Source organism: Streptomyces cyaneofuscatus, from assembly GCF_033109485.1.
Lineage (GTDB): Bacteria > Actinomycetota > Actinomycetes > Streptomycetales > Streptomycetaceae > Streptomyces > Streptomyces cyaneofuscatus.
On sequence record NZ_CP137002.1, the window covers coordinates 4,548,527 to 4,570,487 of the forward strand.

General features: G+C 71.5%; 20 protein-coding genes. 11 read left to right on the forward strand and 9 right to left on the reverse strand.

Annotated features, from left to right (window positions below; genetic code table 11):
- Positions 1-35 precede the first annotated feature (35 nt).
- Positions 36-2,162, forward strand: a complete 2,127-nt coding sequence (locus R2B67_RS20100) for an FUSC family protein (RefSeq protein ID WP_317819979.1) — start codon at positions 36-38, stop codon at positions 2,160-2,162.
- A gap of 99 nt (positions 2,163-2,261) precedes the next feature.
- On the opposite strand, the gene R2B67_RS20105 is transcribed toward R2B67_RS20100, so the two are convergent.
- A complete protein-coding gene (locus R2B67_RS20105; RefSeq protein WP_317819980.1) occupies positions 2,262-2,789 on the reverse strand; it encodes a hypothetical protein in 528 nt (175 codons plus the stop codon).
- A 275-nt stretch (positions 2,790-3,064) separates the two neighbouring features.
- Here R2B67_RS20105 and R2B67_RS20110 point away from each other — a divergent pair, with 275 nt between their 5' ends.
- On the forward strand, positions 3,065-3,301 hold the full coding sequence (locus tag R2B67_RS20110) for a DUF397 domain-containing protein (protein WP_018514287.1): 237 nt from the start codon (positions 3,065-3,067) through the stop codon (positions 3,299-3,301).
- Positions 3,302-3,419: 118 nt separating this feature from the next.
- On the opposite strand, the gene R2B67_RS20115 is transcribed toward R2B67_RS20110, so the two are convergent.
- A complete protein-coding gene (locus R2B67_RS20115) occupies positions 3,420-3,923 on the reverse strand; it encodes an ATP-binding protein (RefSeq protein WP_018514288.1) in 504 nt (167 codons plus the stop codon).
- Between the two features lie 350 nt (positions 3,924-4,273).
- Between R2B67_RS20115 and R2B67_RS20120 the strand changes: the two genes are divergently transcribed.
- Together R2B67_RS20120 and R2B67_RS20125 are read left to right on the forward strand one after the other, a co-directional pair.
- The gene (locus R2B67_RS20120) at positions 4,274-5,155 is read left to right on the forward strand and encodes a Sco1979 family transcriptional regulator (RefSeq protein ID WP_204164148.1); all 882 of its coding nucleotides are present in this window, start codon (positions 4,274-4,276) and stop codon (positions 5,153-5,155) included.
- Positions 5,156-5,213: 58 nt separating this feature from the next.
- Positions 5,214-6,671 (forward strand): aldehyde dehydrogenase family protein, encoded by a 1,458-nt coding sequence (locus R2B67_RS20125; protein ID WP_317819982.1) that lies wholly within the window; start codon positions 5,214-5,216, stop codon positions 6,669-6,671.
- Positions 6,672-6,737: 66 nt separating this feature from the next.
- On the opposite strand, the gene R2B67_RS20130 is transcribed toward R2B67_RS20125, so the two are convergent.
- Positions 6,738-7,745, reverse strand: coding sequence for a GlxA family transcriptional regulator (locus tag R2B67_RS20130; RefSeq protein ID WP_317819984.1), 1,008 nt, complete (start codon positions 7,743-7,745; stop codon positions 6,738-6,740).
- A gap of 65 nt (positions 7,746-7,810) precedes the next feature.
- On the opposite strand from R2B67_RS20130, the gene R2B67_RS20135 reads away from it, so the two are divergent.
- The 4 genes from R2B67_RS20135 (at position 7,811) to R2B67_RS20150 (ending at position 11,744) form a co-directional block, all read left to right on the forward strand.
- On the forward strand, positions 7,811-9,142 hold the full coding sequence (locus tag R2B67_RS20135; protein ID WP_317819985.1) for an MFS transporter: 1,332 nt from the start codon (positions 7,811-7,813) through the stop codon (positions 9,140-9,142).
- Between the two features lie 45 nt (positions 9,143-9,187).
- On the forward strand, positions 9,188-9,829 hold the full coding sequence (locus R2B67_RS20140; RefSeq protein ID WP_317819988.1) for a PadR family transcriptional regulator: 642 nt from the start codon (positions 9,188-9,190) through the stop codon (positions 9,827-9,829).
- Positions 9,830-9,918: 89 nt separating this feature from the next.
- Positions 9,919-10,902, forward strand: a complete 984-nt coding sequence (locus R2B67_RS20145) for an efflux ABC transporter ATPase subunit, DrrA-related (protein WP_317819989.1) — start codon at positions 9,919-9,921, stop codon at positions 10,900-10,902.
- Positions 10,899-11,744 (forward strand): ABC transporter permease, encoded by an 846-nt coding sequence (locus R2B67_RS20150; protein WP_381074593.1) that lies wholly within the window; start codon positions 10,899-10,901, stop codon positions 11,742-11,744. The genes R2B67_RS20145 and R2B67_RS20150 overlap by 4 nt, the downstream gene beginning before the upstream one ends.
- A gap of 6 nt (positions 11,745-11,750) precedes the next feature.
- Here the strand turns inward: R2B67_RS20150 and R2B67_RS20155 are convergent, their stop codons facing one another.
- From R2B67_RS20155 to R2B67_RS20170, 4 genes are all read right to left on the reverse strand, one after another.
- Positions 11,751-13,178, reverse strand: a complete 1,428-nt coding sequence (locus R2B67_RS20155) for a glutamate decarboxylase (RefSeq protein WP_317819991.1) — start codon at positions 13,176-13,178, stop codon at positions 11,751-11,753.
- A 79-nt stretch (positions 13,179-13,257) separates the two neighbouring features.
- Positions 13,258-13,881 (reverse strand): NAD(P)H:quinone oxidoreductase, encoded by a 624-nt coding sequence (gene wrbA / locus R2B67_RS20160; protein ID WP_018514297.1) that lies wholly within the window; start codon positions 13,879-13,881, stop codon positions 13,258-13,260.
- Positions 13,882-14,005: 124 nt separating this feature from the next.
- Complete coding sequence (locus tag R2B67_RS20165) at positions 14,006-15,292, reverse strand: ion channel protein (protein WP_317819992.1); 1,287 nt, start codon at positions 15,290-15,292, stop codon at positions 14,006-14,008.
- A gap of 148 nt (positions 15,293-15,440) precedes the next feature.
- Positions 15,441-15,806 carry a YbjQ family protein gene (locus tag R2B67_RS20170; protein WP_018514299.1) on the reverse strand — a complete coding sequence of 122 codons (366 nt, stop codon included), beginning with the start codon at positions 15,804-15,806 and terminating at the stop codon, positions 15,441-15,443.
- 150 nt (positions 15,807-15,956) lie between these two features.
- Here R2B67_RS20170 and R2B67_RS20175 point away from each other — a divergent pair, with 150 nt between their 5' ends.
- Entirely contained in the window at positions 15,957-16,664 is a 708-nt protein-coding gene (locus tag R2B67_RS20175) for a DedA family protein (protein WP_109978327.1), read from the forward strand.
- Between the two features lie 101 nt (positions 16,665-16,765).
- Here the strand turns inward: R2B67_RS20175 and R2B67_RS20180 are convergent, their stop codons facing one another.
- Positions 16,766-18,469, reverse strand: coding sequence for a threonine/serine exporter family protein (locus R2B67_RS20180; protein ID WP_317819993.1), 1,704 nt, complete (start codon positions 18,467-18,469; stop codon positions 16,766-16,768).
- Positions 18,470-18,645: 176 nt separating this feature from the next.
- Positions 18,646-19,140, reverse strand: a complete 495-nt coding sequence (locus tag R2B67_RS20185) for an inorganic diphosphatase (protein ID WP_018514302.1) — start codon at positions 19,138-19,140, stop codon at positions 18,646-18,648.
- 86 nt (positions 19,141-19,226) lie between these two features.
- On the opposite strand from R2B67_RS20185, the gene dacB reads away from it, so the two are divergent.
- A complete protein-coding gene (dacB, locus tag R2B67_RS20190; protein ID WP_317819995.1) occupies positions 19,227-20,711 on the forward strand; it encodes a D-alanyl-D-alanine carboxypeptidase/D-alanyl-D-alanine endopeptidase in 1,485 nt (494 codons plus the stop codon).
- Positions 20,712-20,767: 56 nt separating this feature from the next.
- Complete coding sequence (locus R2B67_RS20195) at positions 20,768-21,904, forward strand: Rv3626c family coenzyme F420 biosynthesis-associated protein (protein ID WP_317819997.1); 1,137 nt, start codon at positions 20,768-20,770, stop codon at positions 21,902-21,904.
- The last annotated feature ends 57 nt before the right edge of the window (positions 21,905-21,961 follow it).

Here is a 21,961-nt window from a genome sequence, read left to right on the forward strand (position 1 = left end):
TCCGACTTGCCCACGATCCGGGCTAGGCTCGGCCCATGAGCTGGCTCCGGGCGCTGAAGGAGACCGCCCGCTCGGGGCTGGAGATCGAGCGGCAGAGACTCGAACCGCTCATCGCCTTCCGCGGGGCGGCCGGGCTGGCCCTCGTGGTCGGGACGAGCCTGGTGCTCTTCGGGCCCGAGATCGCGGCGAGTTCGGCGTTCGGCGCCTTCCAGGCGGCCATCGCCACCTTCCAGCGCAGCTGGCGCCCGCGCCCCGTGCTGGCCCTCGTCTCCGGTGCCAGCCTCGCCGTGTCCACGTTCCTCGGCTATGTCACCGCCTCACATCCCGTGCTCTTCCTCTGCCTGCTCGGCGCCTGGACGTTCCTCGCCGGTCTGGCCTGGGCGGCGGGCCCGACGGGCGGGATCATCGCCTCGTCCAACGTCGCGATCATGCTGGTGACGATCACCCTGCCGACCTCCGTCGTGGACGCCGCAGCCCACGCCGGGATGATCCTGGTCGGCGGGGTGGTGCAGGCGGCGCTGATCGTCCTGTTCCCGGTACGGAGATGGGGCGCCCAGCGCGACGCGCTCGCCGACGCGCTGGCCGCCGAGGCCGACTACGCCCGCCGCCTGCGCCACGACCCGGTCGCCCCCTTCGACCCGCTGCCCCTGATGACCGCCCGCAGCGCCGCCGCCGTCACCCCGCGCCAGGCCCGCCGCCGCCCCGCCGAGCTCCACGGCGCCCGGGGCATCGCGGAACGGCTGCGCCCCGTCCTCGCCTCGCTGGCCGACCCGGCGATGGGCGTGCCCGGCGACGGCCTGGAGCGGGCCTGGGTGAACGAGCTGCTCGGCGCCGCCGGGTCGGTGCTCGACGCCGCCGCGCGGGCCGTGCGGTACGGGGAGCCCGTCCACCTCTCCGCCACCGACCTGGGCGTCCTGAAGACCCCCGACAACGACGTGATCCTCGTCGGCCCCGCCCTCCGCGCCGCCGACCGCCTCGCCGCCCTGCTGGACGACGTCCTGGAGATCGCGGAGGGTACGGGCACCGACAGCGGGGTCCCCGAACACCTCGCCCCCGACACCCGCCACCGCCCCACCCTGCTGCGGCTGGTCCCGGTCGTCCTGAAGGCGGTGCGCCGGGAGCTGCACCCGGGCTCGCCGATCCTGCGCCACGCGATCCGGGTCGCCGTGGTCGCCGTGGTGGGCTACTTCGTCGGCGCCGCCCTCCCGCTCGGGCACGGCTACTGGGCGCCGATGACCGCCGTCATGGTGATGCGCCCGGAGTTCTCGCAGACGTACGGCCGCTCCGTGGCCCGCTTCGGCGGCACCCTGATCGGCGTCGGGCTCGCCACCGCCATCGTGCAGACCGCGAGCCCCGACGCCCGGCTCTCCGCGCTCCTGGCGGTGGTCTGCGCCGGGCTGATGTACCTGCTGATGCGGACCGGGTACGCGGTCAGCCAGGTCTGCGTCTCCGCCTATGTGGTCTTCCTGCTCGGCATGGCCGGCGACGACTGGTCCCAGACCGTCACCGAACGCATCGTGCTCACGCTGGTCGGCGGTCTCCTCGCGATGGTCGCCTACGCGCTCTACCCGGCCTGGGAGACGCCGCGGCTGCGCAACCGGCTGGCGGAGTGGCTGGTGGCGGACGGGCGGTACGCGGCGACGGTGGTCGACCGGTACGCGGATCCGGCCCACCGCGACCTGGAGGAGGTACGGGACGCCCTGATCGCGACCCGCGAGGCCAGGGTCGCCTGGCAGGAGGCGCTGGCGACCGCCCAGCACGAACCCGTACGCCACCGGGGCATCTCCCGCGCCGCCGCCACCGACGCCCAGCACGCCCTGGCCCAGCTCGGCCGGTCCGCGATGGTGCTGGAGGCCCACCTTCCGGCCCGCTCGGCCGACCCGGTGCCGGGCGCCGCCCAGCTGGCGGAGGCGTTGCGCAGGGCCACCGAGAAGGGAGCGAAGGCGGTACGGGAGCGGCGGCTGCCGGACTGGCAGCCGGTGGTGGACGCGGTGGCCCACTGGGATGTGCCGACGCCGACGGAGGACGGGACGACCCCGGTCGGCGACCCGGTGGTGCGCCGGGGCGCCGCGCTGCTTCTGGACGCGCTGGAGGAGTTCACCCGGGCCCTGGACGAGCGCGGCGGCTCGACCCGGGTGAGCAGCACCCTCGCGGAGAGTTGAGCGAGAAGCCGAGAAGCCGAGAAGCCGAGAAACAGAGAGGCCGGGGCCTCAGGACGCCGACGGCACCTCGGGCATCGACGCCGACGGCACCTCGGGCATCTACGGCAGCGACGGCAGGTCCGACGGCAGACCCGAAGGCAGGTCCGACGGAAGGTCCGAGGGCAGCGACGGCAGATCCGTCGGCAGCTTGCCCGGGGCGGCCTTCGTCAGGGTGTCCTTCACCCCGCCGTCCCAGGAGAGGACCAGCTGTTTGCCGTCGTTGGACTCGATCGCGCCCATGGTGCGGTCATCGGCTTCGCCGGTGCACTTCAGCGCGAGCATCACCTCGCCCATGTCCTTCACATCGCCCTGGCAGACGGCCTGGTCGGCGACGAGGGCGACCTTGCCCGCGGTGATGGAGACGGTGACGTTCTTGCCGCCGGTCAGCCCCACCCAGGTGCCCTCCAGCGCCGCGGCGTCCGTACCGGCGCCGCCGCCCGACCCCTGGCCGTCGCCGGGCGTCGCGCTCGAACCGGCATCGGGGCCGGAACCCTTGCCCGCGTCGTCGTCGCTGCCGCATGCGGTCAGCGCCCATGAGGCGGCCAGAGCGGCGACCACGACACCTCCGGTGCGTACGAACCTGGTCACGTGGAGTTCCCCCTTGCTGATTTCCGGTCGAAAGACCGCGCCACGTTACCAAGGTTCTTCCGGCCAACTCCGTTAAGTGGGAGCCAAATAGGCGTGCCGTTCGTCTCTCCTCCGGGGTCTCCTTCAGGATCTCTCCAAGGTCTTCTCCGGGAAGGGAAAACCTGTAATCGCAGCAACACCCCGCGTGCACGTGCATCTGCTCATGCATCGGCATATGAACAGAGCTATGATCCGATCTAGTTGACACTTGCACTTTGCAACTCGGGGAGCGTCCTGTGCACCACGTGTACAACGGCATGGCGGCCACAGAGCTTCGCGGAGTCGTCTGGCAGAAGAGCAGACACAGCAACTCCCAGGGATCCTGCGTGGAGTTCGCGAAACTGCCCGGAGGTGATGTGGCGATGCGGAACTCGCGCCACCCCGACGGGCCCGCGCTCGTCTATACACCGGCCGAGATCGAGGCGCTGCTGCTCGGCGTCAAGGACGGCGAGTTCGACCACCTGGCCATCTGAGGCCTACGACCGAAGCGCACCGGACGACCGAAGGCCGGCAGACGGCCGGAGGCTGAAACCGGCGGCCGGGCGGCCCTGGGTGACGCGGTGCGGATCCAGCGGCGCGAATCCGGTGGATCTATTCGTTCTTCGCGCAGTCCGAGAGCCGGAACAGCGCCCAGACCACCTTGCCGTACACGGGTACTGACGGCAGCTCACCGGCAGGCGCGGGCGACGGGTGCCACCCCCAGCTGTCGCTGACGCACTCCACCAGGAACAGACCGCGCCCCGACTCCGCGGAATCCGCCGCCTCGCCCGCCACCGGGCTCTCCCGGCTGGGATCGCGCACCGCGCAGACCAGCCGCGAGCTCCACCGCATCAGATGCAGCCGCACCGGCGGGTCCTGGAACTCCCGGGGCGGGTCGCTCGGCAGCGCGTGGCGCAGGGCGTTGGTGACGAGCTCGGACACCACCAGGGCGACATCGTCGAAACGGTCGCTCAGCTCCCACCGCTCCAGGGTGGACCTGGTGAACTGCCGTGCTCCGCCGACCGCTTCGTAACGTGCGGGCAGAGCGCAGGAGGCCGAGCCGGCGACCCCTGAGGGGTCGGTCGGGGGAAGCCCCTGCCGTAACGGCTCGAGCATCGTCGATCCATTCGTCCCCATACGAGGCACTCCCGGGATTCGCGGCTGTAGCGGCACTGCCTGTCAGCGGTACTGCGGGGGGTACAGCGGCACAACACGAGCACGCAGGTGCGCAGGGGTCATGCTTCCCAATGCGCACAGCAGATGCAAGGGCAGATGCACGTGCACGCGCCGGACCTGCCCGGTACCGTGGTGATTCCGGGGCATTTCTTCCGTCGGGCAGTTTCGGAGCTTTCCGGACGTCTTCCCATTTCCGTAACCGAATGAGTACGGGCTGAAGCGTTTTGGTGGCAGAATCCGTGGCTTCGGGGTCGAGGGGTTCTGGGGGCGCCCCGAGTGCCCGGTAGGCGATGGGGAGGGTCGGACCAGTGTCGGCAGGCGAGTCGAGTGGATCGGTGGTGCGACGCATCCTGCTGGGCTCTCAGCTCAGAAGGCTGCGGGAGTCGCGCGGTATCACCCGTGAGGCGGCCGGCTACTCCATCCGGGCCTCCGAATCGAAGATCAGCCGCATGGAGTTGGGACGGGTGAGCTTCAAGGCCAGGGACGTCGAGGATCTGCTCACGCTCTACGGTGTCGCGGATGTCGCGGAGCGCGAAGCGCTCCTCGGTCTGGCGCGCGAGGCCAATGTGGCGGGCTGGTGGCACAGTTACGGCAATGCGCTGCCCGGCTGGTTCCAGACCTATGTGGGCCTGGAGGGAGCGGCCTCCCTCATCCGTATCTATGAAGTCCAGTTCGTGCACGGCCTGTTGCAGACCGAGGCCTATGCCCACGCCGTCGTCGCCCGCGGAATGCGCGGCGCCCCGGCCGCCGACATCGAGCGCCGTGTCGCCCTGCGCCTGGAGCGCCAGAAGGTGCTCGTCTCCGAACGGGCCCCGGTCTTCCACGCCGTCCTGGACGAAGCCGCGCTCCGCCGCCCGTACGGTGAACGCGACGTGATGCGTGCCCAATTGCGCCACCTGATCGACATGTCGGAGCAGCCGAACATCACCCTCCAGGTGATGCCCTTCAGTTACGGAGGGCATGCGGGTGAGAGCGGTTCGTTCACGATGCTGCGATTCCCGGAATCCGATCTGTCGGACATTGTCTATTTGGAGCAGCTGACAAGTGCGCTCTATCTGGACAAGGCCGAGGAAGTCGCGCAGTACGAAAAGGCCATGGGGTGCCTGCGGAAGGACAGTCCCGGTCCCGAGGAGAGCCGTGATCTCCTGCGAGGACTCCTCCAACTGACGTGATTTGTCGTTACGATGACGTCACATCAGGAGTCTGCGAACGCCTGCAGTAAGGGATTGCATGTCCTTCTTCCATGAACTGGCCCACCAGTACATCGATGGCGAGTGGCGCACGGGCAGCGGCTCATGGGACATCATCGATTTCAATCCCTACAACGGTGAGAAACTCGCCGCCGTCACCGTGGCGACCGCGCTGGAGGTCGACCAGGCCTACCGGGCGGCCGAGCGGGCGCAGCAGGAGTGGGCCGCCACCAACCCGTACGAGCGGCGGGTCGTCCTGGAGCGCGCCCTGCGCATCACCGGGGAGCGCGCCGACGAGATCGCCGAGGCGATCATCGACGAACTGGGCGGCACCCGGCTGCGCGCCGCGTACGAGGTGCGCGGCGCGAGCGAGGTCCTGCGCGAGGCGGTCCGCCAGTCGCTGCGGCCCACCGGCCGTCTGCTGCCCGCGGTCTCCGACGGCCGGGAGAACCGCCTGTACCGGCTCCCCGTCGGCGTCATAGGCGTGATCAGCGCCTTCAACTTCCCTTTCCTGGTGGGGATGAAGTCGATCGCACCCGCCCTGGCGCTCGGCAACGCGGTCGTCGTGAAGCCCCACCAGAGCGCCCCCGTCGTCGGCGGCGGACTGATCGCGAAGATATTCGAGGACGCCGGGCTGCCGGCCGGGCTGCTCAACGTCCTGATCACCGACAGCGCCGAGATCGGCGACGCGTTCATCGAGCACCCCGTGCCCAAGGTGATCTCGTTCAGCGGCTCCGACCGGGTCGGCCGCCACATAGCCGGTACCGCCGCCGGGCACCTCAAGCGGACCATCCTCGAACTCAGCGGCAACAGCGCCTTGGTGGTGCTGGAGGACGCCGACATCGACTACGCGGTCCGGGCGGCGGTCTTCAGCCGCTTCCTCTACCAGGGCCAGGTCAGCATGGCGGCCAACCGCATCCTGGTGGACCGTTCGGTGGCCGCCGAGTTCACCGAGCGCTTCACCGCCGAGGTGGCCGCGCTGAAGTCCGGCGACCCGAGGGAACCGGAGACCCGGATCGGCCCGGTCTTCAACGCCTTCCAGGCCGACGCGCTGACCGCACTGGTCGACCGCGCGGTCGCGGACGGGGCGACGGCGCTCGTACGGGGCCGGACCCGCGGCAACGTCGTGGAGCCGACCGTCCTGACCGACCTCCCCGACGGCTCCCCGCTGCTGACGCAGGAGATCCTCGGCCCGGTGGCCCTGCTGATGACGTTCGACGGCGAGGACGAGGCCGTGACGATCGTGAACGACAGCCCCTACGGGCTCAGCGGCGCCGTGCACACGGGCGACGTGGAGCGCGGGGTGCGGTTCGCGCAGCGGATCGTCAGCGGGATGTTCCACGTCAACGACTCCACCGTCCAGGACGACCCGCTGGTGGCGTTCGGCGGCGAGAAGACGTCCGGCGTGGGGCGGCTGAACGGCGAGGCGGTCGTGGAGGCGTTCACGACGCAGAAGTGGATGTCGATCCAGCACGGACGCTCGGTCTTCCCGTTCTGACGGCACGCCTCTTGACAGCGCGCCTCCTCACCGGGCCGCCTCACCGGGCCTCCTCACTGGGCCGCCTCACCGGGCCGGTGGCCCGCGGAACGTCGTACGGTAGGCGCTCGGCGAGACGCCCAGCGCCTCCTGGAAGTGGCGCCGCAGATTGGCCGCCGACCCGAGCCCGGTCCGCTCGGCCACCTGCTCTACGGCCAGGTCGGACTCCTCCAGCAACTCCCGGGCCAGCTCGACGCGTTGCTGGTTCAGCCAGGTCATCGGCGTGGTGCCGACCTCCTCACGGAAGCGCCGGTTGAAGTTCCGTACGCTCATGGCCTCCCGGGCCGCCAACTGCCCGAGTGTGATCGGGTCCTGGAGCCGCCGCAGGGCCCATGCGCGGGCGGCAGAGGTGCCGGACGCAGCAGGTGCGGGGACGGGCCGCCGGATGTACTGGACCTGCCCGCCCTCGCGATGAGGCGGTACGACGGTCCGCCGCGCCACATCGTTGGCGACGGCCGTCCCGTGGTCGCGCCGGATCATGTGCAGGCAGAGATCGATGCCGGCCGCGCACCCCGCCGAGGTCAGGACGCTGCCCCCGTCCGTGTAGAGCACGTCCGGATCCAGCTCGATCCGCGGGAACAGCCGGGCGAAGAGGTCCGTGTACCGCCAGTGCGTGGTCGCGGTGTGCCCGTCGAGCAGTCCGGCGGAGGCCAGGACGAAGGCTCCGGTGCAGATGGAGGCGGTCCGGGTGCCGGGCCGGATGAGGGCGAAGGCCTCGGCGAGGGGAGCCGTGAGCGCCGGGGTGTCCTGCGCATAGTCCTCGTACGACGACAGCACGACCACCGTGTCGGCCTCGGCCAGCGCCTCGGGCCCGTGCCGGACCGCCACCGTGAAGTCCCCGTCCGTGCCCACGTCCCCCGCCGCCAGGGAGCAGGTGGCGACCTCGTACAGCGGCTCCCCGTCCACCGCGCCACCCGCTCTGGCCTGGCCGAACAGCTGATGCACGATCCCCAGCTCGATGGGGAGCAGGACAGCGCGCGCGAGGACGGCGACGCGGTGCCGCCCGGGGTGGGTGAAGACCGTGGGCATGGCCATATTCTTGCGCACCTGGTCCATCTGGACACTCGCAGCGGCGGGCCACCGGTCGCCAGGCTGGCTCCATGGCCTTTTCGACCACGGAACAGAGCAAGGACGGGACCACAGACCACCCCACCGCACCGGCCCCCCGACTCCGCCTCCACCGACTCCGCCGACCCCGCTTCCACCGCGCCTGGCTGATCGCCGCCGTCGCGGGCGCGGCCATCGTCACCGCCGGGGCGTTCACGACCGTGCCCGGGCTGCTGGTGACGCCCCTGGGTGAGGAGTTCGCCTGGAACCGGGGCCAGGTCGCGCTGGCCGCCTCCGTCAACATGGTCCTGTTCGGCCTCACCGCCCCCTTCGCGGCCGCCCTGATGGACCGGGTGGGTGCCCGCCGGGTGGTCGGCGGCGCGCTGCTGCTGGTCTCGGCGGGCGCCGTGCTCACCGCCTTCATGACCCGCCCCTGGCAACTGGTCGCGTACTGGGGCGTGTTGATCGGCCTCGGTAGCGGCTGCCTGACCATGACGTTCGCGGCGGGCATCACCGCCCGCTGGTTCGACCGGCGCCGTGGTCTGGTGACCGGGGCGCTCAGCTCCTCCAGCCACCTGGGCCAGTTGCTCTTCCTGCCGCTGCTCGCGGGGTCTGTGGAGCGCCACGGCTGGCGGCCCCCGGTGGTGACCCTGGCGCTGGTGGCGCTCGCCGTCGCCGCCCTGGTGTTCCTGGCGCTGCGCGACCACCCGGCCGATATCGGAGTAAAGCCTTATGGGGCAAGGGATTTCACCCCCGCGCCGCCCCCGTCTCCCGGTGCTGCGACCCGTACGCTGAAGGTGCTGGCCGGCGCCCTGCGCACCCGCCCGTTCTGGCTGCTGGCCGGGATGTTCGTGCTCTGCGGAGCGTCCACCAACGGCATCATGTGGTCCAACTGGGCCCCGGCGGCGCACGATCACGGTATGCGGGTGACGGCGGCGGCCTCGCTGCTCTCCCTGATCGGCGTCTTCTCCGCCCTCGGCGCGCTCCTCTCCGGCTGGCTGACCGACCGCTTCGACCCGCGTCGTCTGCTGACCGTCTGCTTCGCGCTCCGGGCGCTCACCCTGCTGGCTCTGCCCGCGCTGTTCTCCTCCGCGGTGACGGCCCCGATGCTCCTCTTCGTGTTCGTCTACGGCCTGGTCGACGTGGCGACCGTGCCGCCGGTCATCGAACTCTGCCGCCGCGTGTACGGGACCGACGGCCCCATCGTCTTCGGCTGGGCCAACGCCGCCCACCAACTGGGTGCGGGGGCCTCGGCCTTCCTCGGCGCGACGGCACGGGACGTGTTCGGTACGTACGACGTGGTGTGGGCGGCGCTGAGCGCGGGGTGCCTGGTGGCGGCGCTGCTGGCCACGGCCGTACGGGCTACCCTAGTCAAAGTTGAATAGGAGCCCCGGGAGCGGTCGGCCCCCGGGGCGGGATGGATGGGTGCCATGTCCGCGATCCGGCTGCTGGTCCTCGGCGCTGTGCGCATGCACGGCCGCGCGCACGGCTATCAGGTCCGCAACGACCTGGAGTACTGGGGCGCCCACGAGTGGTCCAACGCCAAGCCCGGGTCGATCTACCACGCCCTGAAGCAGATGGCGAAGCAGGGGCTGCTCCTCGCCCATGAGACGGCCCCCTCCACCGCCGGCGGTCCGCCGCGTACCGAGTACGAGGTCACGGAGGAGGGGCTCGCGGAGTACCGCACCCTGTTGCGCGACGCCATCCGCTCCTACGACCAGAACCTCGACGTCCTCTCGGCGGCGATCGGGTTCATCGTCGACCTGCCCCGGGAGGAGGCGGTGGCGCTGCTCAAGGAGCGGGTGGAGGGGATGAAGGAGTGGCGGGCCTCGGTCACCGAGTACTACACGCCCGAGGAGGGCCCCGAGTCCCTCGGCCACATCGGCGAGATCATGAACCTGTGGGTGCACTCCGCCGACGCGGGCGCGGAGTGGACCCGGGGGCTGATCGAGCGCATCGAGCGTGGCGCGTACACCTTCGCGGGCGAGGGTGACCCGTTCGTCGGCGTACTCGCCGAGGGCGAGGAGAACCCGTACGCGACGGGCGTCCCCGACCCCGGGGACAACGACTAATCAAGTTTGACGAATGGCGGAACCGGGTTTACCTTCGAACTGCTAGTCAAGTTTGACTACAAGGCGGCAACCGAAGGATGGCGGGGAACGTGACCGAAGCGATCGTCCTGGACGGCGTGCACAAGAGGTACGGGGAGAAACGCGCCCTCGACGGGCTGGACCTCACGGTCGGAGCCGGCACCGTCCACGCGGTGCTCGGCCCCAACGGGGCGGGCAAGACCACCGCCGTACGGATCATGTCGACGCTGCTGCGCCCCGACGCGGGCCGGGTCATCGTGGCCGGGCTCGACGTCCGCGAGCGGGCCTCCGGCGTACGGCGGCGGATCGGGCTGCTCGGGCAGCACGCGGCGGTGGACGAGCAGCTCGGCGGCCGGCAGAACCTGGAGATGTTCGGGCGGCTGTACCACCTGGGCGCACGCCGGGCGGGCACCCGGGCCGACGAACTCCTGGAGCGGTTCGGCCTCGCGGACACCGGGCGCAAGGCGGTCAAGCAGTACAGCGGCGGGATGCGCAGGCGGCTCGACCTGGCCGCCTCGCTGATCACCGAACCGGCCGTGCTCTTCCTGGACGAGCCCACGACCGGCCTGGACCCGCGCGGCCGGGCCGAGGTCTGGGACGCCGTACGGTCCCTGGTCGGCGGCGGCACCACCGTCCTGCTGACCACGCAGTATCTGGAGGAGGCGGACCAGCTGGCCGACCGGATCTCCCTCATCGACGAGGGCAGGGTCGCCGCCGAAGGCACGTCCGACCAGCTCAAGGCGCTTGTCGGCGGCGACCGGATCGACGTCGTCCTGCGCGACGCGGCCCGCCTGGCGGAGGCGGCCGCGCTGCTGGGCTCCCCGGACGCCCTCCGCGACCCGGACCGCCGCCTCATCAGCGCCCCCGCCCCGGACCGGATGGCGGCCCTGACGAGTGCGGTCCGGGCGCTTCAGGAGGCGGGCATCGAGGCGGAGGACATCGCGGTGCGCCGCCCGACGCTGGACGAGGTGTTCCTGTCGCTGACGGGGCGGCCCGCCGGGGCCGCAGGGCCCGTGGGCGAACAGGCGGTACGCGAGACGGAGGCGGCGGCATGACCACGACCACACTCACGGAACACGGCACCGGCACCGGCACCGAAGACGGCACCGGCCCCTCCCGCCTCACCTGGGCCCTGACCGACTCCTGGACGATGACCCGCCGCGAACTCGCCCACTGGGCCCGGCAGCCCGTCGCGGTGGTCGTGGGCCTGGCCTTCCCGGTGATGCTGCTCCTGATGTTCACGTACCTGGTCGGCGGCGGCCGGGGCGTGGCGGGCGACCCCACCGAGTACCTGGTCCCCGGGATGCTCGCGCTGACCATGGCCTTCGGCCTGGAGAGCACGATGCTCGCGGTCACCCAGGACCTCGGCAAGGGCGTCATCGACCGGTTCCGCTCGCTGCCGATGGTCCCGGGCGCGGTCCTGGTCGGCCGCAGCGCCGCCGACATGCTCCAGTCCGTGGCGGCTCTCGCCGTGATGGCCGGGGTCGGCTACGCGGTCGGCTGGCGCTGGCACAACGGGGCGGCGGCCGCGCTCGGTGCGGTGGGGCTGCTGCTCCTGCTCCGGTTCGCGATGCTCTGGGTCGGCATCCACCTGGCCATGGTGGCGGGGCGGCCCGAGCTGGTGCAGGCGGTCCAGATCCTGGTCTGGCCGGTCGGCTTCCTCTCCAACGTGTTCGCCTCCCCGGCGTCGATGCCGGGCTGGCTGGGCACGGTGGTCGAGTGGAACCCGATGTCCGCCACCGCCACCGCCGTACGGGAGCTGTTCGGCAACCCGGGCGGCGCCACCGGCTCCTGGGCCGCCGAGCACGCCCAACTCCTCGCGATCCTCTGGCCGGTGGCGATCATCGCGGTGTTCTTCCCGCTGGCGGTGGGGAAGTTCGCGCGGCTGAGCCGCTAGAAGTCCCTAGTGGTGGAACGCCGTCGCGGCTCCCCGGTCGTGACTCAACGGATGCTTCTGTGCCCGCAGTTCGGGGAGCAGCAGCTTCAGGTCCTCGATCAGCAGCGCGGCGAGGTCGGAGGAGAAGCCGTTGCGGCACACCACCCGCAGCACCGACAGGTCCTGCCGGTTGGCGGGGAAGGTGTAGGCCGGGACCAGCCAGCCGTGCTCCCGCAGCCGGCGGGAGACGTCGAACACGTCGTACGCGTGGACGTCCGGGTTGGTCGTGAAGGCGAAGACCGGCAACTCGTCGCCCCGGGTGAGGAGTCGGAAGTCGCCCAGCTCCTCCACCTCCCGGGCCAGTCCGCAGGCCACGTCCCGGGAGGCCTGCTGGACCGCCCGGTAGCCGTCGTGCCCGAGGCGCAGGAACGTGTAGTACTGCGCGACCACCTGCGCCCCGGGCCGGGAGAAGTTCAGCGCGAAGGTCGGCATGTCGCCGCCCAGGTAGTTGACCCGGAAGACCAGCTCCTCCGGCAGGTCGTCCGCCGTACGCCACAGCGCCCACCCGACCCCGGGGTAGACCAGTCCGTACTTGTGGCCCGAGGTGTTGATCGAGGACACCCTCGGCAGCCGGAAGTCCCACACCAGGTCCGGGTCGAGGAAGGGCGCCACCATCGCGCCGGACGCGCCGTCGACATGGACGGGGATATCGAGGCCGGTGCGCTCCTGGAGGGCGTCCAGGGCCGCGCAGAGGTCGGCGATGGGCTCGTAGGACCCGTCAAAGGTGGAGCCGAGGATGCCGACGACCCCGATCGTGTTCTCGTCGCAGAGTTCGGCGGCGGCCTGCGGGTCGAGGTGGAAGCGCTCGCCGTCCATCGGAACCTGCCGGGCCTCCACCTCCCAGAAATTGCAGAACTTCTCCCAGCAGACCTGCACGTTGACGCCCATCACCAGATTGGGCCGGGCGGTCGCCGGATAGCGGTCCGCGTTCCGCTGGGACCAGCGCCGCTTCAGGGCGAGCCCGGCCAGCATGCACGCCTCGCTCGACCCGGTGGTCGAACACCCCACGGTGGTCGAGGGATCGGGAGCGTTCCACAGGTCGGCGAGCATCGCCACACAGCGCCGCTCCAGCTCGGCGGTGCGCGGGTACTCGTCCTTGTCGATCATGTTCTTGTCCTGGCACTCGCCCATCAGCACCCCGGCCTGCGGCTCCATCCAGGTGGTGACGAAGGTGGCCAGGTTGAGCCGGGAGTTGCCGTCGAGCATCAGCTCGTCATGGACCAGCCGGTACGCCGTCAGCGGCGGCAGCGGCCCGTCGGGGAGCTTGTGCCGGGGCGGCGCGGTGTTCATCGCCGCCGTCGGATCGGCCTCGCCGTAGAAGGGGTTGAGGGCGAGCCTGAGCCGCTCCTCGGAGTGGTCGTCCCGCTGCGGGTGGGCGCCTCGGTGGAGCGGCATGGGGGAGTCCTCTTCCTCAGCTCTCGGCTTCTGGGGCTGTCGGTCTCTCAGCTCTCGGCCTCTGCGGCTCGTGGGTCTCTCAGCTCTCGGCGGCGAGACCGGCCTTCAGCGCCCGGGTGAACTTCACGACCCGCTCGGCCTGCACCCGGGCGGCGGTCAGCGTGACCTCGCCGATCGGCAGGTCGCCCTGCCCGGACACGTGCGAGGTGCCGTACGGGTTGCCGTCGACGAACTTCGACGGGTCGGTGTACCCGGGGGTGACGAGGATGCCGCCGAAGTGGTGGATCGTGTTGTAGAGCGCGAGCAGCGTGGACTCCTGGCCGCCGTGGGCGGTGGCGCTGGCGGTGAAGCCGCTGTAGACCTTGTCGGCCAGCTGCCCGGACTGCCAGAGCCCGCCCAGGGTGTCGATGAACTGCTTGAGCTGCGCGGTGATGTTCCCGTACCGGGTCGGCGAACCGAAGATCACCGCGTCCGCCCACACCATGTCGTCCGGCGAGACCTCGGGGATGTCGGCCGTCGCCTCGATGTTGGCGGCCCACGCCGGGTTGGAGTCGATGGCGGACTGCGGGGCGAGTTCGGCCGCCCGGCGCAGCCGCACCTGCGCGCCGGCCCGCTCCGCGTCCTCGGCGATGGCCCGGGCGAGGGTGGTGATCGTGCCGGTGGACGAGTAGTAGATGACGGCGACGTTGACGGGCGTGGACATGCGGGGACCTCCGTCGGGACAGCATCAGGACGAACCGGTGCATAGACTTACCAAGCTGACGATACGGATATCCGACGCACCCGGCGCGCCGGACGCCTCCGCCCCCCGCCCCTGGGCTTCCCCCTCACCGCAGCGCCTTGCCCTCCCCGTCCAGCTGCATCTGCGCCCGCCCGGTCACCAGCAGCCAGGCGGGCAGGGTGGCGGCGCAGAGCAGCGGCAGTACGGACGCGTCGCTGACCAGCACCGCCGCCGTGAACAGGCTCACCCACCCCTGCCGGGTGACGGCGAGCAGCACGCCCAGCACCGCGCAGGAGACCGCGAGCGCCGGCGGCACGGCGCCGACCAGGGCATGGGCGCAGAGGCCGAGCGACACCCCCGCGAAGACCGCCGGGAAGATCCGCCCGCCCCGGAAGCCGCACGTCGCCGCGATCACCAGGGCGGCCATCTTCACCACCGCCATCACCGCGAACTCCCCGGCCGACCACCCGTCCGGGTCCGCGGCGATCTCCTTCACCTCGTCCAGCCCCTTGAAGAGGGTCAGATGGCCGCCCAGCGCCCCGAGCAGCCCCAGCACCAGCCCACCGGCGGTCAGGGCGAGCACCGGGTACCGCAACGCGTGGAAGGCCCGGTGCGCCACCGGGAACGCGTACACCGCCACCATGCCGAGGAGCGCGCCCGCCGAGGCGATGAGGAGGGCGGAGAGCAGGTCGCCCCAGTGCGGTCCGGCGTACGCGGGGAGCGAGAGGTCGAAGCTGGGCTCCGCGATCAGCGACATGGTCAGCGCCCCCGCCGTACCGGCCGCGAGCGGCGCGAACAGCCGGTCCCAGAACGCCCCGGGCCCCGGCTGCGAGGCCAGCGACTCGGAGAGGATCAGCGCGGCGGCGATCGGGGTGCCGAAGAGGGCGCCGATCGTCCCGGCGGCGGCGAGCGCCACCCAGAGCTCGGCCGGCGCACCCGGCGCGGCGCGGCGGCCCAGCCAGTAGGCGAGGGCGATGTTGGCCGCGGTGATCGGGTTCTCCGGCCCGAGGCTCACCCCGCCCGCCAGCGCCAGCACGGTCACCAGGAGCAGCCCGGGGACGACGCCCGGCCGCATCGGGGCGTCGACCAGCCCGGTGGTGGCCGGGTCGGGCCCGCCGTGACCGGGCACGGTCCGCAGGACCACGCCCACCGCGAGGCCGGTCGCGGTGAGCATGACGATCATCCAGAGCGAGGAGAACCGCCCCACGCCGAGCGCGTCGGGCAGGGTCTCCCAGAGCACGTCCTGGAGCTGTTCCGCCAGGAGGCTGACCCCGAGCAGGATCAGCGCGCAGACGATGCCGACGGCGATCGCGGGCAGCACGAGCGGCAGGAGCCGCCGGGCGGGGGCGGCCGGGGGGTGGGGATGCGGAGGCGCGGGGGATTCGGGGGCCACCGGCACACCCTAGGGCGAATAGCCACCTAAAGCGCCCCAATTCGGGCAACGGTGGAATCGCGCCTCACCGCTCCGACGGAACCAACGCCCCACCGCTCCCGCCGGCACCGCGCCTCACCGCTCCGGCAGAACTGCACCGCCCCTCATGTCACACCTTGCTGATCACCGCCGCCGTCCCGTACGCGCAGACCTCCGTCCCCACATCCGCCGCCTCCGACACGTCGAACCGCATCATCAGGACCGCGTTGGCGCCCCGCGCCCGGGCCTGCTCCACCAGCCGCTCCATCGCCTGGTTGCGCGTCTCGACCAGGGTCTTGGTCAGCCCCTTCAGCTCGCCGCCGATCATCGACTTCAGCCCCGCGCCGATCTGGCTGCCGAGGTGGCGCGACCTTACGGTCAGCCCGAAAACCTCGCCGATGACCTGCGTCACCTGATACCCCGGCACGTCATTGGTGGTGACGACCAGCACATCCGCCTGGGCGGTCTGACCGCCGCCGAAATCCTCAATGCCCATGTCTGTGGCACCTCCTGTGTCCAGCCTCACCCTGCTCCGTAAGATGCGCATTCCCGCCGTCCGCCACTGGAACCAAGGGCGTTCACCGGGCGTTGATAGCTTGGGGCGGCCTACAGAGCCCCCATCGCACACATCCTGGAGCCCGGACCCTTGAATACGCTTGCGCTCGGCCCGAGCTGGCTGGACCCGGACTATCTGCTCAATACGTTCGGCCTCCCCGGCCTTCTTCTCATCGTCTTCGCCGAGTCCGGACTCCTGATCGGCTTCTTCCTGCCCGGCGACTCCCTGCTGTTCACCACAGGGCTGCTGGTGACCACGGGACAGTTGAAGTACCCGCTCTGGCTCGTCTGCACGCTGGTCGCCGTCGCCGCGATCGTCGGCGACCAGGTGGGCTATCTCTTCGGCCGCAAGGTCGGCCCGGCCCTCTTCAAGCGCCCGGACTCCCGCCTCTTCAAGCAGGAGAACGTCGAGAAGGCCCACGAATTCTTCGAGAAGCACGGCCCGAAGTCGCTGGTCCTGGCCCGGTTCGTGCCCATCGTGCGGACGTTCACGCCGATCATCGCGGGCGTCAGCCGGATGAACTACCGCCTGTTCGTCATCTACAACGTCGTCGGCGCGCTCCTGTGGGGCGTGGGCGTCACCGTGCTCGGCGCGCTGCTCGGCAAGATCGACTTCGTGCACGAGCACATCGAGATGATCCTCATCCTGATCGTGCTCTGCTCCGTGGTGCCGATCGTGATCGAGGTCCTGCGCGCCCGCAGCCAGGGCAAGAAGGCCGCCGCAGCCGAGGCGCTCGGCACCCCCGACGGCCCGCCGGCCCGCCCGGCCACCGGCCGCGGCCGCCACGCCAAGCGCTGACCCTTTCCCGTACGTCCGCCCCTGTCCCGTACGTACGCGTACGAAAGCGCCCCTCCCCCGAACCCGCGGGGAGGGGCGCTTTCCGTGTGCGCACGCCAGGGCTAGAACCCCCTGGTCCGCTTCGCCGCCCGGCGGCTCGCCCCGCCGACCGCGCCCGGCACCCCCATGAACAGCCGCGAGATCTCGCTCCCCAGGTTCACCCCGATCGCGATGGCCAGCGCCGTCGCGACCGCCGTGGACAGCGAGGCGAGCCCGGTGTCCAGCTCGTTCTGCGCCACGCCCAGCAGACCGAAGTACGTCGCCGAACCGGGCAGCAGCGGCCCGATCGCCGCCGTGATGTACGGCAGCGAGGAGGTGAACCGGTAGCGCGAGAACAGCTGGCCGAACAACCCCACCAGACCGGCCGCCACCGCCGTCGCGGCGACCGGCGAGATGCCCCCGGTCCGGGCCATCGCCGCGAAGATGATCCAGGCGACACCACCGTTCAGGGTGACCGCCAGCACGGTCGACCGCTCCTGCTGGAGCAGCACCGCGAAGGCCAGGCTCAACGCCATCGAGGCCAGGATCTGCACCACCGGCTCGTCGTACGCCACGAACCGGGCCTCGGGATTGAGCTGCGCCCCCAACTGGAGCCCCAGGTACAGCACGATCAGGACGCCCGCGACGATCCCGATGAAGAAGTACATGACTTCGAGCAGCCGGGCCGAGGCGGTGATGTAGTAACCGGTCAGCCCGTCCTGCACGCCCGCCACCAGCGCCCGCCCCGGCAGCAGCGCGAACAGCCCACCGGTGATCACCGCGGACGGCCGGATGTCCGTCGAATGGGTCAGGGTCAGCGCCACCCCCATCGCGGCGGGCGGCATCGCGGCCACCGTGAACTGGTAGAACTCCGGCAGCCCGCGCCCGGCGCACAGCCACGCCAGCCGGTCGCCGAGCATCGCGCCCGCAGCCGCCACCAGGAACACCAGCACCCCACCGCCGACCAGCACGGAGGCCGACCCGGCCAGCAGCCCGGCGGCCGCCGTCAGCACCCAGCCCGGGTACGGGTGCCGGTTACGCCGGATCTCCGCGAGCCGCCGGTAGGCCTCCTCCAGGGAGACGTCGGCGTCCTCGCTGGTGATGTCGTCGACCAGCCGGAAGACCGCCGCCAGCCGGGTGTAGTCGGTACCTCGGCGGCGTACGGTACGGCTCGCCGTCACCGGGTCGTCGACCAGCGACGGCTGGTGCGAGATGGACAGCAGCGTGAACGTCACCGTTGGCTCGCTGCGGTCCAGGCCGTAGGACCGGGTCACCGCGAACATCGCCGCCTCGACGTCCTCGGCGCCCTCGCCGCCCGCCAGCAGCAGCTCCCCGATACGCAGCGTCAGGTCGAGCACACGCGGTACGGCGGGCCCCGTGTCGTCGTCGGTGCGCTGGATGGACTCCGGGGCCGGACGCTCGGTCACCGGCATCCGGAGCATCGTGCGCATCCGGTCCTGCCAGGGCGCCTCCTTGGTCAGCCGGACCATCGGAATGCCCGTCGCCGGGGTGAACGCGGGGGGCGCCTGCTGGGCGTTGTACGTGCTCGGCGGGGTGAAAGCGGAACTCAGCGTGTCCGAGTTCGGGCCACCGGTGAAGCCGCCGCCGGAACCGCCCGAGCCGCTCGCCTCGGGGTGCACCCCGGTCGGGATCGCGAACTCCGACGTCGGATGGTCGTCCTCGGGCGGCGACACCGGCTGCATCGTCCCGGCAGGCGGCACGAAAGCGCTCCGTGCCTCGTCGGACTGGGGCTTCTGGTCCTCAGGACCGCCCGATTCCGCCACCACTCGACCTCGCTCCTCCTCGGCTGATCTTCCGGGCGCACGTGTGCCCAGTATGGCCACGGACATGACCCCCGCATGACGAGGCGGTGCGCACAGCGGAACGGGCGGCACACCCGTGAAGGTGTACCGCCCGTTCGCGTACGGCCGTCCGGCTCACAAACGGAACCGGAAGAGGTACGTCAGTGCTTGCCGCCCTGCGCCTCAAGGCGCTTGTACGAGGCCTCGATCTCGGCCTCCGCCTCGGTACGGCCGACCCAGTCGGCGCCCTCGACGGACTTGCCCGGCTCCAGGTCCTTGTAGACCTCGAAGAAGTGCTGGATCTCCAGGCGGTCGAACTCCGACACGTGGTGGATGTCGCGCAGGTGCTCCACCCGCGGGTCCGAGGCCGGGACACACAGCAGCTTGTCGTCGCCGCCGGCCTCGTCCGTCATCCGGAACATGCCGATGGCACGGCACTTGATGAGGCAGCCGGGGAAGGTCGGCTCGTCCAGGATGACCAGCGCGTCCAGCGGGTCGCCGTCCTCGCCGAGGGTGTTCTCGACGAAGCCGTAGTCGGCCGGGTAGCTGGTCGAGGTGAAGAGTCGACGGTCCAGGCGGATCCGACCGGTCTCGTGGTCCACCTCGTACTTGTTCCGCGAACCCTTCGGGATCTCGATGGTGACGTCGAACTCCACGGGTGGCTCCTCCATGATCAACACATACGACTGGTGGTTAAGTGTCCCCCACGCAGAAGAGTGCTCGCGAAAGGGGCTGGTCAACGGTGGCCGAGCCGGTGGAAGAACCGTCGAACCGCCCGTCGGACCCGTGGGGCCGGATCAAGAACCTGAAGAGCAAGCGCAACGGGTCCAACACCTGGCAGGTCGTCGCAGGCTCCGCCGTGCTCGGCCTGGTCGTGGCCACCGGCGCCGTCCTCGCCGCCGGTCCCTGGGACAACGGTCAGCGTAAGGCCGAGCGGCAGCTCGCAGCCGCCGCGGCCCCCACAGGTGGCGCACATCACGGCCGCAGGCTCCCCGGCGCCCCCGAACCCGCCCCCAGCGCCCCCGCCGTCCTCGGCGCCCTCGACACCGTCACCCGTTCCGCCCCTCAGGACCCCGCGAGTCTGCGTACCGCCCTCGCCCCGCTCATCGCCGCACCCGAACTCGGCACCCAGGTCGCCGCCTCCGTCGTCGACACCGCCACCGGCAAGCAGCTGTACGGGCGCGGCGCGGCCACTCCGATGACCCCGGCCTCCACCGTCAAGATCGCCACCGCCGCCGCCGCGCTCTCCGCCCTCGGCCCCGACCACCGCATCGCCACCACCGTCCGGCTCTCCGAGGACCACCGCACCCTCACCCTCGTCGGCGGCGGAGACCCCACCCTGACCCCGGCGGCCCTGAAGTCCCTGGCCACCTCCGCGGCGCGCGGGGTCGAGAAGGCCGACGCCACCGGCGTACGGCTCACCTACGACACCTCCCGCTACACCGGCCCGGAGCGCCACCCCATCGGCAAGAACCCCAACCTCGCGCCCGTCACCGCCCTGATGGTCGACGAGGGCCGGCTCGACGACACCGACCGCGGCCCCGCCACCCGCAGCGATGACCCGGCCGGCGACGCCGCCCGCGACTTCGCGACCCAGCTGAAGAAGGCGGGCGTCCAGGTCACCGGCGCGCCCCGCGAGGCCCGCGCGCCCGGCAAGGCCCGTACCGTCGCCACCCACCGCTCCGCCCCGCTCGCCGCCCTCGTCGAGCGCACCCTGACCAACAGCGACAACGACATCGCCGAGGCCCTCGCCCGGCAGACCGCCATCACCAAGGGCGAGAGCGCCGACTTCGCGGGCGCCCGCCGCGCCGTCACCACCGAACTGAAGAAGCTCCAGGTGCCCACCGCCGGAGCCCGCCTCGCGGACGGCAGCGGACTCGACCGCGAGGGCCGGGTCACCCCGGCCCTCCTCACCACGCTCCTCGCCCGCGCCGCCGACCCCGAGCGGCCCGGACTGCGCCCCGTCCTCACCGGCCTCCCCGTCGCCGGTTTCACCGGCACCCTCAGCACCCGCTACCAGGACGGCACCGACACCACCGGTGCCACCGGCCTGATCCGCGCCAAGACCGGCACCCTCAGCGGCGTCAACGCCCTCTCCGGAACCGTCGTCGACCCCCAGGGCCGGCTCCTCGCCTTCGCCTTCCTCGCCGCCGGCTCCACCGCGCCCGGCGACGCCGAAGCCGCCCTCGACACCCTGGCCGCCGCCCTCACGGGACCGGCCGGCTGAGCCCCGACCGGCCCTGAACCCCACCACCGGGCGAAGGCCTCACGTACGGTTGACGCATGACGAGCATCGGTGGTGCAGAGATGGTCGACTGGAACCTCGCGGTCGCGACCGCGACCCGACTGGTGCGGCCCGGGCCGGAGATCAGCCGCGAGGAGGCCCGCGCCGTCGTCGCGGAGCTCCGGCGGCACGCCAAGGCCTCCGAGGAGCACGTCCGGGCCTTCACCCGGATGATCCCGGAAGGGACCGAACCGGAGGACACCCCCGTCCTGGTCGTCGACCGGGCCGGCTGGATCAGGGCCAACGTCGCGGGCTTCCGCGAACTGCTGCGCCCGCTGCTCGCCAAGATGGAGAGCCGCCGCTCCGGCGGACCCGGCGGCGCCGTGCTCGGCGCGGTCGGCGGCAAGGTCACCGGCGTCGAGCTGGGCATGCTGCTGTCGTTCCTGGCCTCCCGGATCCTCGGCCAGTACGAGACGTTCGCCCCCGCCACCCGCGAGCTCCCCGGCTCCGCCGACGGCGGCGGACGGCTGCTCCTGGTCGCGCCCAACATCGTCCACGTCGAGCGGGAACTCGAGGTCGACCCGCACGACTTCCGGCTCTGGGTCGCCCTCCACGAGGAGACCCACCGCACCCAGTTCACCGGCGTCCCCTGGCTCCGCGACCACCTCCAGGGCGAGATCCAGACATTCCTGGACGAGACCGACGTCGACCCGATGACCTTCCTGGAGCGGCTCCGCGAGGCCGCCCAGTCCCTCTCCGGCGCCGGCCGCCCCGAGGGCGAACGCGGCGACGACAGCGGACGCAGCCTCGTCGACGTCGTCCAGACCCCCGCCCAGCGCGAGGTCCTCGGCCGCCTCACCGCCGTGATGTCCCTCCTCGAAGGCCACGCGGACTACGTGATGGACGGCGTCGGCCCCGAGGTCGTCGGCTCCGTCGCCGAGATCCGCGAGAAGTTCCAGAAGCGCCGCGCCCAGGGCGCCGGCCGGCTCGACCAGGCGCTGCGCAAACTGCTCGGCCTGGACGCCAAGCTGCGGCAGTACAAGGACGGCGAGAAGTTCGTACGATCGGTCGTCGAAGAGGTCGGCATGGACGGCTTCAACCGCGTCTGGACCTCGCCCAACACCCTCCCGACCAAGGCGGAGATCGCCAAACCCGCGGAGTGGGTCGCGCGGGTGCACCGCACGGCGGAATCGTGACCCTTCCCGGCCCAGGGCCGGGAAACTGCCCTTCTATCACCCATCCGAGGGACCATG

What these genes read in the sequence shown, in the direction of transcription:
- R2B67_RS20100 (WP_317819979.1), top strand. Translation starts at nt 36, where the DNA reads ATGAGCTGGCTCCGGGCGCTGAAGGAGACCGCCCGCTCGGGGCTGGAG.
- R2B67_RS20115 (WP_018514288.1), bottom strand. Translation starts at nt 3,923, where the DNA reads ATGCTCGAGCCGTTACGGCAGGGGCTTCCCCCGACCGACCCCTCAGGG.
- R2B67_RS20120 (WP_204164148.1), top strand. Translation starts at nt 4,274, where the DNA reads ATGGGGAGGGTCGGACCAGTGTCGGCAGGCGAGTCGAGTGGATCGGTG.
- R2B67_RS20125 (WP_317819982.1), top strand. Translation starts at nt 5,214, where the DNA reads ATGTCCTTCTTCCATGAACTGGCCCACCAGTACATCGATGGCGAGTGG.
- R2B67_RS20130 (WP_317819984.1), bottom strand. Translation starts at nt 7,745, where the DNA reads ATGGCCATGCCCACGGTCTTCACCCACCCCGGGCGGCACCGCGTCGCC.
- R2B67_RS20135 (WP_317819985.1), top strand. Translation starts at nt 7,811, where the DNA reads ATGGCCTTTTCGACCACGGAACAGAGCAAGGACGGGACCACAGACCAC.
- R2B67_RS20140 (WP_317819988.1), top strand. Translation starts at nt 9,188, where the DNA reads ATGTCCGCGATCCGGCTGCTGGTCCTCGGCGCTGTGCGCATGCACGGC.
- R2B67_RS20150 (WP_381074593.1), top strand. Translation starts at nt 10,899, where the DNA reads ATGACCACGACCACACTCACGGAACACGGCACCGGCACCGGCACCGAA.
- R2B67_RS20155 (WP_317819991.1), bottom strand. Translation starts at nt 13,178, where the DNA reads ATGCCGCTCCACCGAGGCGCCCACCCGCAGCGGGACGACCACTCCGAG.
- wrbA (WP_018514297.1), bottom strand. Translation starts at nt 13,881, where the DNA reads ATGTCCACGCCCGTCAACGTCGCCGTCATCTACTACTCGTCCACCGGC.
- R2B67_RS20170 (WP_018514299.1), bottom strand. Translation starts at nt 15,806, where the DNA reads ATGGGCATTGAGGATTTCGGCGGCGGTCAGACCGCCCAGGCGGATGTG.
- R2B67_RS20195 (WP_317819997.1), top strand. Translation starts at nt 20,768, where the DNA reads ATGACGAGCATCGGTGGTGCAGAGATGGTCGACTGGAACCTCGCGGTC.